At 33.0% G+C, this 2,543-nt stretch carries 8 protein-coding genes and 1 pseudogene; all 9 read right to left on the bottom strand.

The window, feature by feature from the left end:
* Positions 1-188: 188 nt before the first annotated feature.
* On the bottom strand, positions 189-587 hold the full coding sequence (locus HMPREF3270_RS10170; RefSeq protein WP_070848999.1) for a hypothetical protein: 399 nt from the start codon (positions 585-587) through the stop codon (positions 189-191).
* Between the two features lie 80 nt (positions 588-667).
* Positions 668-853, bottom strand: coding sequence for a hypothetical protein (locus HMPREF3270_RS10165; RefSeq protein ID WP_070848997.1), 186 nt, complete (start codon positions 851-853; stop codon positions 668-670).
* Positions 854-984: 131 nt separating this feature from the next.
* The gene (locus HMPREF3270_RS10160; RefSeq protein WP_070848995.1) at positions 985-1,338 is read right to left on the bottom strand and encodes a hypothetical protein; all 354 of its coding nucleotides are present in this window, start codon (positions 1,336-1,338) and stop codon (positions 985-987) included.
* 5 nt (positions 1,339-1,343) lie between these two features.
* Positions 1,344-1,583 carry a hypothetical protein gene (locus HMPREF3270_RS10155; protein WP_060804366.1) on the bottom strand — a complete coding sequence of 80 codons (240 nt, stop codon included), beginning with the start codon at positions 1,581-1,583 and terminating at the stop codon, positions 1,344-1,346.
* On the bottom strand, positions 1,584-1,760 hold the full coding sequence (gene rinB, locus HMPREF3270_RS10150) for a transcriptional activator RinB (protein ID WP_070848993.1): 177 nt from the start codon (positions 1,758-1,760) through the stop codon (positions 1,584-1,586). It lies immediately after the preceding gene.
* A 3-nt stretch (positions 1,761-1,763) separates the two neighbouring features.
* Positions 1,764-1,940, bottom strand: coding sequence for a hypothetical protein (locus HMPREF3270_RS13980; protein ID WP_176746729.1), 177 nt, complete (start codon positions 1,938-1,940; stop codon positions 1,764-1,766).
* Between the two features lie 11 nt (positions 1,941-1,951).
* Positions 1,952-2,158, bottom strand: coding sequence for a helix-turn-helix domain-containing protein (locus HMPREF3270_RS10145; RefSeq protein ID WP_070843669.1), 207 nt, complete (start codon positions 2,156-2,158; stop codon positions 1,952-1,954).
* Positions 2,155-2,493, bottom strand: coding sequence for a helix-turn-helix transcriptional regulator (locus HMPREF3270_RS10140; protein ID WP_070848991.1), 339 nt, complete (start codon positions 2,491-2,493; stop codon positions 2,155-2,157). Before HMPREF3270_RS10140 ends, HMPREF3270_RS10145 begins: the two co-directional genes overlap by 4 nt.
* A pseudogene (locus HMPREF3270_RS14445) lies at positions 2,453-2,543 on the bottom strand (dUTP pyrophosphatase); the annotation flags it as partial. The pseudogene HMPREF3270_RS14445 and the gene HMPREF3270_RS10140, both read right to left, overlap by 41 nt.

Raw genomic sequence — 2,543 nt, 5'->3', positions numbered from 1 at the left:
ACAAGTCCGTAGGACTTTGTCGACAGTCTGAGACACACCACGTTAGTGATGTGTCTCAGTTATAATATGGTATTGATCGCGCGTATCTTTGCAAATTAATAATATTGTTGTAACTCAATTATATAAAATTAATTCAGCTAAACAAAACAGTGTGTAATCTGTGTAAAGTGTGTAATCTGTGTATTCTGTTACCCTTGCACTTTCATATATACATCTACTATCTGATTTATTCTGCTATATATATTCTTTCTGCTAGACTTCATAAACACTTCAATAGCGGTTATACTTTCTCCTTGTTTGAGCAACTGTAAAATATGATAGTTTTTATCATTAGTAATCAAGTGTTCATGCTTATCAATAAAGGTTACCTTATCAATCAAATCTTGTGTCTTACGTTTATCTTTATCATTCTGTATAACCCTTACTAAAACTTTATTGCCTGTAGTCCCCTGTGCTTTAGGCATTGACGACTCGATACCATACTGTCCGATAGATGTACTATCATACTCATATACTTGATGATCAATCAATCTGCGCATCCAATGATAATCTGTAATCAATTGTTTTACTTCGGTTGGCGTATACATGTATAACCTCCATTAATGAATAATGTATACGTCTATGATAACATTTCATTATAACTTTCGCTATTTACAATAACCTAATCTTATAACAATTTACTGAAGATATCTTCTTTAACTGCTTCAAGTGTATTTAGTTCTTCTTCTAACTCATTCAAACGCTGACTCATTTTTTTAATACTTTCCTCAACATCATGCACTTCTTCTTCGCGGAACTCTATACGTTCCTCTACTTGTTTAATTAACTTTAAGTAATAATCTCTCTTATTCATTTTCTTCCATTCCTTTCAATCAATTTTTCTATTATATTATCCTTCAACTCCAACTCTTTATCCAACTCTCGATTCGCCATATGAAGCACAAGAGAGAGGAGAGCGAAGAGAATGGTTAGTGCTATCCACATTTATACATTACTCCAATCTATAATGAGTTCTTCCTCCGGAAATTTTCTAATATTTACACCTCCATATCCTTCTTCAAAATGAATATAGGCTTTAACCCCTTGTTTTTTATAATGATATATAACTGCTTGAATAGTATCATTATTAATTCTTCCTGTATCGTTAGAAATAAGAGTGAGTTGTAAAGCAAAAACACTTAAAGATACTCTGTATATACCATTATCAATTGCCTGCTTAATTTGTTCGTCAATATATTCAATACAATAATGATAACCCTTTATAAGAAGCTTTCTTTCATTTTCTTTTGTTTTATCAAAGTCTAATTTTTTGTTCTCTTCGTCTACCTTTTCGCCCATATTAGTTACTCACGTTCCTTTGCTGGCGGTACTCTTGTACCTTTATCTTTCTTTGGCTTGGCTAGACTTCTATGATGATCCAGCCACTTTATAAGATTAGAGTCCAGCAGTTTTGTTTCAGGGTTTGTTAACCCGCCAGTGTAATAATTATTCTTAGTCTTATTCACATGGTTGCAATCTATCTTATAAACGGTGTAGCAAATGATTGCAACTATCAATATAATAGTAAATAATATATCTTCCATTTAATCACTCACCTCTGCCTTTAAATTGTTAGGATGTATATGATCGTTTATGTTAAAGTCAGTAGGTGCTTCCACATCATCGTTCTGTGTTGCGTGAATAATAAGTTGTTCAGTGATGTATTTAGCTGTCTCGTATACTGTAAGCGTTAAGATAATTTTAAATATAGTTTTAATCATTGTTTACCACCCTGCTCTTTCCATCTTTTTATTGAAGTACGGCAAACCATTATAAAATTCACGCGCATCCGCTTTTTCAGAAAAATATTTACAATGCGATTTACCATCATTGTCAACCCAGAGTACATTCCATGCACTCAAACTTAGAGGGTCTATAAGAACATTAAATATTCCAAACATAGTATTACCTCCTAAAATGTAGTATCATCATTGAATAAATCTGTGACTGATAACCCTAAACTATCCGCTAATTTCTTAACTGTTTTTATACTTAGGTTTTTTCTCCCACTTTCAATATCGCTTAAATAAGACTGTGAAATTTCCATTTTTGTTGCCAGTTCTTTTTGACTCATATTCATACGCTTTCTAATCTGTTTGATGTTTTGACCAAACTTCATCGCTTATCACCACTACCACTTTCTCTTTCAATATCTTTTATACTTAAATCAAATAACAACTGCATTGGCACACGATAATACTTAGCTAACAAATAGACTGTCATAACTGAAGGTGTTCTGACTTTCCCTGTTCTGAAATCGTAACCCTTTTCCAAACTATCTAAGTATGTGTGACTAATCCCTATTTCTTTTGCTGCTTGTCGGACTGACTTGTTTTTTCTTAAACTTATTAAATATCTACCTAAAATCATTACTTCACTTCCTAATAGCAAGGCGGACGAACCGCCAAGCTGTTTAATATCCTGTGCTACCGTATGCGCCTCTGTTACTTTCATTTTCAAACTCTTCTATTTCTACCGGCTGCATATAAGAAACGGGTGCGATG

The organism is Staphylococcus sp. HMSC65H10, from assembly GCF_001839185.1.
Lineage (GTDB): Bacteria > Bacillota > Bacilli > Staphylococcales > Staphylococcaceae > Staphylococcus > Staphylococcus simulans.
The sequence above is the reverse complement of the archived record's forward strand: the minus strand, read 5'-3'. Positions and strand labels throughout refer to the sequence as shown.